Genomic DNA, 7,634 nt, shown 5'->3' with positions numbered 1-7,634 from the left:
CGCCCCGAATGCACCCGCACCCGAACCCGCCCCAGGCAACAGCGCCTCGAACAAGAACACAAGCAACCCGCGGCACAACGCGCGGTGGAGCACTGACATGCGCGCTCTTCAACGGACCACGCCCATTGCCCTCGCCATCACCGCCCTTGTCGGCGCGGCCTTGCTGGCAACCGTACAGCGTACCCACGCCGCCGATGCCGACGGCAACAACACCTTGTTGCCTACCCAGGACCCCTGCGGCACCTGCGACCGGCCCATTGCCCAGGCCACCGGCGCCGTTGCACCGCAGAGCCTGCCCGCGCCACCGCGCCCCCCCGGCACCTCGTTCAAGCTCACCGACCTGCGCCTCAACGGCGTCAAGGCCCTCAGCAACGAAGAACTCCAGGCAATCACCGGCCCCTACATCGGCCGCGACGTCACCCTCGGCGACCTCGAAGAACTCGCCAAGGCCATCACCGCGCGCTACAAGGACCGTGGCTACTTTCTTGCGCAGGCCATCGTCCCCGTGCAGACCGTGCGCGACGGCATCGTCGAGATCAGCGTCATCGAAGGCCGGCTCGGCAAGGTCGATGTCGTCGTCGCGCCCGATGCGCCCATTGCCGAGGCGCGCGTGCGCGGCTTTCTGGCGCCGCTGCAACCCGGCGAAGCCGTCAGCGCACCGGCTTATGAACGCGCGATGCTGCTGCTGTCCGACCAGCCCGGCCTCAAGGTGTCGTCGGGCCTGCAGGAAGGCGCGCAGGCCGGCACCACCGACCTGTCGGTCGAAGTGGTGGCCGCGCCGCGCTGGGCCTTCACGGCCGAAGCCGACAACCACGGCACCAAGGAGTCGGGCCGCTACCGCGTGGGCGGCACCGCGCGCTGGCTCAGCCCCTTGGGCATCGGCGACAACCTCGACATGCGCGTCATGGTGTCCAACAACAACGCGCTGCAGTTCGGCCGCATTGCCTACGAGGCGCCCATCGGCACCAGCGGCCTGCGCGCGGGCGTGGGCCTGTCGCGGGTGAGCTACGAGCTCGGTGGGCAGTTTGCCGAGCTCGAAGCACAGGGGCGCGCCAACGTGCTCGACTTCTCGCTCAACTATCCGCTGATCCGCCAGCGCCAGCAGAACCTGTTCCTGCGCTTCGGCGTCGACGTGAAGGACCTGACGGACGAGATCCGCGCGGCGGAGTTTTCGGCGCGCAAGCGGGTGCACGGCCTGAGCGTGGGCTGGACCTGGGAGCGCCGCGACGAGCTGCTGGGCGGCGGCTACTGGGCCAGCTCGGGCACGCTGTACCACGGCAATCTCTCGATCCGCGATGCGCAGAGCCGCGAGTTCGACCAAGGGCTGGGCGGCCACCGCACCGAGGGCGGCTTCACCAAGCTCAGCTTCCAGCTGTCGCGCCTGCAGGCCATCGTGCCGCGCCATTCGCTGTACCTCTCGCTCGGCGGCCAGTGGGCCAGCAAGAACCTCGATGCGTCGGAAAAGCTCGCGCTCGGCGGCGCGCGCGCCGTGCGCGCCTACCCCTCGGGCGAACTGCTGGTCGACCAGGGTTTGATCGGCACGGCCGAGTGGCGTTGGTCGCTCAATGAAGAGCTCACGCCTTTCCTGTTCTACGACGCCGCACGCGGAAAGACCGTGCGCAACCCGACGCCCTACGACGGCGCCAACAGCCACAGCCTGCGCGGCTACGGCGTGGGCCTGAGCTGGTCGCGGCCGGGCAATTTCTCGATCAACGCGACGCTGGCCTGGCGCGCCGGCACCCCGCCGGCGCAGACCGATGGCGGCGGGCGAAACCCGCGCCTGTTCGTGCAACTCGTCAAGGCGTTCTGACCCGACCCATGCTGAAGGTTTCCCCATGACATCACGCGGCCCCATCCTTCATCCGCACCGTCATCCGCGCCTGCGTCCGCTCGCTCTTTCGCTGGCCTGCATGGGCCTGGCGCCCGCGCTCGCGCAGACCCTGCCCACGGGCTTTGCGCAGATTGCCGGCAACGTGTGCCTTGCCATGGGCGGCGCCTGCGTGCCGGGCATGACGCGGGCACCCGATGGCGCGACCACGCTGAACATCCTGCAGTCGTCGAACCGCGCCATCGCGCAATGGAACACCTTCGGCGTGCCCTTCGGCTCGGCCGTCATCGTCAAGCAGCCGAGCGCCACCAGCGTGCTGCTCAACCGCGTGGTGGGCGGGGAAGAGTCGCGCATCATGGGCTCGCTCACGGCCAACGGCCACGTGTACCTGGTCAACCCCTCGGGCGTGCTCTTCGGCAGCAAGTCGTCGGTCAACGTGGGCGGGCTGGTGGCCTCCACGCTCGACATTGCCGGCAGCGCGAACGACAACTTCAAGGCGCGCAACGACACCTTCATGGCCGGCGGCGTGCTCAACCCGACCACCCAGCTCATGGAGATGCCGTTCAGCGGCGCCGCCGACAGCACGGCGGGCATCACGGTGGAAAAAGGCGCGCGCATTACCGCGGGCCAGGGCGAGGCCGGCACCGGCGGGCTCATCGCGCTGATGGGCGCGAAGGTCAGCAACAGCGGCACGCTCAACGTGGCGCGCGGCACGGCGGGGCTGGTGTCGGGCAGCGAGGTGGTCATGGTCGTCGACCCGATGGGCGACGGGCTCACCACCTTCCGCATTCCCTCCACCAACAAGGCGGTGACCGCGCTGGTCGAGAACACCGCGGACGGCACGGTCATGGCGGATGGCGGACGCATCCAGTTGCTGTCCCGCTCGATGAACCCGAGCGAGGTCGTCGTCAACCAGGGCGGCGTGCTGCAGGCGCGTTCGCTGACGGCCGAGCGCGGCGGCGAGATTCTGCTGGGCTCGCTGGACGCATCGGCCAACACCATTCGCCTGGCCGGCACGCTCGATGTCACGGGCACCGAAGCCGGCGTGGCGGGAGGAACCGTCCGTGTCGTGGCCGATCGCCTGCGGGTGGACGGCGCAAGGATCGACGCGAGCGGCAGCAGCGGCGGCGACGTGACGCTCATCGGCGGCAGTGCCGCGACCATGTCGCCCGACGCCGTCGTGCGGGCCAACGCCACATCGGCCGGCGGCAAGGGCGGCAGCATCGGCTTCGGCGGCGACACCGCGCACCTGTCGGGCACGCTGGAAGCGAAGGGCATGGGCAGCGGCGACGGCGGCAAGGTGACGGTCATCGGCGGCGTCTCGGGCGGTTCGCTCGAAGTGGGTGCTGACGCCATCGTCGATGCGCGCGGCGGTGCCGACGGCGGCGCCAACGGCAAGTGGCGCGTGGTCTCGGTGCTCGACCTCCACGTGAAGAACGAGGTGCCGGGCTACGTGCCCGATGCCTTCCCGGCCGTGGCGTCTTCGTCCAGCGTGAGCGCCTCGGCCATCGGCGGCGCCTTGGGCCGCGGCACCGACGTGACGCTCGAGAGCAGCGCCGGCACGTTGGTCGGCGGCAAGCTGGAGCAGGGCGGCGTGGGCATCGTGTTCGACAAGGGCGCGCAGGTCGTCAAGTCCGAGGGCGGCACCGCCACGTTCAACGTCAGTTCGCAGCGCAACATCGCCATGGCCGCGGGGTCGTCGATCCGGTCGGATTCCGGCGCGCTGAATGTCGACTTCAATGCGGATTCGAAGGGCACGCCGCCGGCGGAAGTACCGGCCATCGGCGTCGCCAACGACCCCGTGCGGCGCGACGGCACCATCACCCTGCAGGACGCATCGATCGCGACCGGCGGCGGCAACATCCGCTTCTACGGCCAGAGCGATGCGGTCAACGGGCGCGCCATCGGCGCCGTGACCGTGGACCCGTCCGAGTTCTCGGGCGGCGTGACGCCGGCAGCGGGCATCGGCCTGGCGAACAGCACGCTGACCACCTGCGCGGTGGGGCCTGGCTGCACCGGCAGCGGCAGCATCAGCCTGCGCGGCCAGGGCGCCACCATCCGGCCCACCGAAAGCGCCGTCTTCCTGAGCGGTTCCGGCGTGGTCATCCGCGGCGGCTCGCTCACCACCGGGGCCGGCGACATCACGGTCGACGGCCGGGGCGGCGTCGGCTCGGCCGGCGTGGCGGTCGTTCCCTTCTCCAGCGAGGCCACGGGCCCGCTCGCTCCGACGCTGCAATCGGGCAGCGGCACCATCGCGCTGGTCGGCAGTTCGCGCAGCTGGGCGCCGGGCGATCCCATCGGCAACTACTTCGGTGCGCCCACGGGAACCGAAACCCAGCCGGCCCAGGGCGGCGGCGTCGGCGTGAACCTGACGGGCGCCAACGTGGCCACCGGCGGCAACGTGCGCATCGATGGGCGCGGCGGCGATGTCTTCGGCATGACCACGGCGCCGGGCAACGCGGAGTTCCTCACGCGCTCCGCCAACGCCGAGGATGCCGAGGGCAACGTCATCGGCTCCAGCTTCTCGGCAGGCAACGGCACCGTCATTGCCTCGAGCAGCGTGGTGGCGGGCAAGGGCCGGCAGATCGACGTGTCGGGCACCGCGGGCAGCAAGGGCTTCGCGATCGTCAACGACAAGGCGGGCAACCCGGTCGTCACGCCCGGCAATGCCGATGCGTACGCCGTCGGCGTGCTCGGCGCCACCGGCAAGGGGCTGGCGGTGGAAGGCGGGCGCCTGTCCGTGGACGGCCGCGGCGGCGACGTGGCCATCGTCTACACCGGCGAGGCCACGGGCACGCCGGCAACGCCGGTGCTCAGCACCGCGAGCACCACCGGCAATGGCGGCAGCATCGAGATCAAGGGGCGCAACGTGGTGGTCGACGGCCAGGGCGACCTCGCGCGCATCGACAGCAGCGGCGCGGGCAAGGCCGGCAGCGTGAGCATCGATGCGACGGCGGTGGAAGGCGTTGCCAACAGCGGCGCCATCGCCCTGGGCCAGAACGCCAGCCTCGAAGCCAACGCCGCATCGCCGGTGGGCGACGGCGGAAAGATCAGCGTGGTCGCCGGCAAGAGCCTGCGTGCCTACGGCAGCCTGTCGGCACGCGGCGGCGCGGCGGGCGGCAACGGAGGCTTCATCGAAACCTCGGCGCAGAACTTCGAGATGCGCGGCGTGCGCGTGGATGCATCGGCCCCCATGGGCGCCGCGGGCACCTGGCTGATCGATCCCTTCGACGTGACCATTGCGCACGGCACCGGCGGCACGCCGCTGCCCACCAACCCCTTCGTGCCACTGGGCACCTCGACCATCCAGGACGGCGACATCAACGCGGCGCTCGACAAGGGCACCAGCGTGACCATCACCACCGGCATCGCCGGGACGGACCAGGGCAACATCAACTTCGACAGCGGCGTGGTGATCGAACGCACCGTCGGCGCCGCGCCCGTCACTTTCAGGCTCGATGCCAACAACGCCATCGGCCAGAACGCGCCGGTCTGCCCGAGCATTCCCTGCGTCTTTGCGCCGACCATCATCCGCTCCGCCACCGGACCGCTCGACGTGGTCTTCAATGCCAATGGCGCGGGCAGCAGCTTCGTTACCAGCATCCTGTTCAGCGGGCAGATTCTCACCAACGGCGGCAACGTCACGATGAATGCCGCCGGCGACGGGTCGGGCAACCCGGCCATCGCGCTGAACAACACCACGATCGACACGCGCACCACGGCGCTGGGCGACGCTGGCCCCGGCGGCTTCGTGCAGATCACCGGCAAGCGCACGCTGCCTTTCTTCACGAGCACCGATGCGACGGTCGAATTCAACGGCGTCGACATCCAGACCGCCACCGGCGACGTGTCGGTCTCGGGCACCGGCCCGCAGGGCGCCGGCGTGCTCATCGGCGACGGCACGGCAATGACGAGCCAGATCCGCACGACGGGTGGCGACGTGCGCATCGTCGGTGTCGGTGGTCCGGTGTCGACCAGCTTCGGGACCGTGACCGTGCAAGGGGTCGAGATCAACAATGCGCTGGTCCGCACCGTCGATGGCGACATCGACATTCGCGGCCTCGCGGCCGCGGGCAAGGCCGGCGACACGTCGGGCGGCGTGCTCATTGCCAACAACGCGCTCGTCACCACGCTGGGCGCGGGCAACATCGACATCACCGGCGAATCGCAATCCGGCGGTGCGGGCGTCACCATCGCGGGGGGCACGCAACCGGCGGCGCGTGTCGACGGCAACCGCAACGTGGTGCTGCGCGCGAGCAACGGCGGCGCGGTCGACGCGCTGGTGATCGACGGCACGGTGCGCGCGGGCAATGTGCTCGGGCTGCGTCCCGGTGGCGTGGACACGGCCGGCAACGCAAGCGACCGCACGGCCAACCCGATCACGCTGGGCGGCACGGCCTCCACGGGCTTCGCGGTGTCGGCGGCCGAGTTCACGCGGTTCGATGCGCCCAACATCGTGGCCGGCAGCAACGCGCACGCGGTGGACATCAACGTGGTCGCGCCACTGACCGTGTCGTCGGCGCTCACGCTGCAGAACGAAGGCGGCGGCAACATCCATCTGGGCGGCGCGGTCACGGCGCCGAAGCTCGGGCTGCTGTCGCGCGGCAACATCACGCAGGCCAGCGACGCGGCCATCGTGGCCGGCACGCTGATGGCGCGCTCCACCGGCGGCAGCGTGCTGCTCGACCAGGCAGCGAACAACGTCAGCGCCGCGACGGTCGGCGGCGGTGCGGCGGGTGCGTTCCGCTATGTCGATGTCGATACGGTGCAGCTGGGGTCGGTCTCGGTCGTCGGCTACGACGCGGCCGGCAATGCACCGCAGGTCGTGTCGGCGACCTCGATGGCGGCCGACACGGTGTTCGTGCGCACGCTGTCCGGCGACCTGTTGCTGGGCGCGAACGTGAGCAGCACGAACGGCACCGACCTGGTGGCGGCGTCGCGCTTCCAGAACCTGGGCGCGTACACGATCGGCGGCGCGCCGTGGCGGGTGTGGGCCGACACGTGGGTCGGCGAAACGCGCGGCGGGCTGTTGGGCTCGGGGCTGTACCCGAACCTGTACCACTGCGCGTACTCGGGCCTGTGCTCGGTGGGCATTCCGGCGGGCGCGAACCATTTCATCTATGCGCAGCAACCGACGGCGACGGTGATCATCGGCAATGTGAGCCGGCCGTTCGGTTATCCGAATCCGTTGTTCAGCTACGGCATCGCGGGGCTGATCCTTGGCGACACGGGGGCGGGCTTCTTTGGCAGCCTGGCGTCGCCCGCGGTGCCGTCGAGTCCGCAGGGGCTGTACCCGATCAGCGGGAGCTTCATTTCAGCGGAGGGCTATGCGGTGAACGTGATACCGGGGAACCTGCTGGTGACGGGGTTGCCAAACTTGCCGAGGCCTGACGCGTTGCGCGAGATGCCGAGCACGTGGCTGTACGACCGCAACATGGGTCCGCCGCCGATCTGCTTTGCCACCGGTCCGTTGGAAGGCGACCGGGCGGCGCAGGGGGGCGATGTGCTGGCGCGGGAGTGGTCGCGGGTGCGTTCGCGGCCTAACCTGTCAAGTTGCGTGGACACCGAGAAGCGCAACGGATGTGCGGACTTCTGAGGTCGTGTCGGCTGTTCGTCGCCTGTTCTTGGCGCTGATGTTTGGGAGCGGGAGCGGGTGCGGGGTCATTCGGGGCGCGTGCGAATGACACCGGGTACTTCCCTCCGCGAATGTCCCCCGCTTCGCTCCTCCTTTATTTCGCTGCGGGAAGCACCCGATGCCACTCGCACGAGGGCGCAGGTCTCGCATTGGCCGATCAACGACCGCTCT

The 7,634-nt window shown here is 70.1% G+C and carries 2 protein-coding genes; both read left to right on the top strand.

Translation table 11 applies throughout. The features are described from left to right. Nucleotides 1-97: 97 nt before the first annotated feature. On the top strand, nt 98-1,810 hold the full coding sequence (locus DBV14_RS30365) for a ShlB/FhaC/HecB family hemolysin secretion/activation protein (protein WP_124465186.1): 1,713 nt from the start codon (nt 98-100) through the stop codon (nt 1,808-1,810). A gap of 25 nt (nt 1,811-1,835) precedes the next feature. Then, nucleotides 1,836-7,424: a filamentous hemagglutinin N-terminal domain-containing protein gene (locus tag DBV14_RS30360; protein WP_124465184.1), complete on the top strand. Its 5,589-nt coding sequence runs from the start codon at nt 1,836-1,838 to the stop codon at nt 7,422-7,424. The last annotated feature ends 210 nt before the right edge of the window (nt 7,425-7,634 follow it).

Source organism: Variovorax sp. KBW07 (assembly GCF_003852515.1).
GTDB lineage: Bacteria > Pseudomonadota > Gammaproteobacteria > Burkholderiales > Burkholderiaceae_C > Variovorax.
This window is presented reverse-complemented; position numbering and strand designations above follow the sequence as displayed.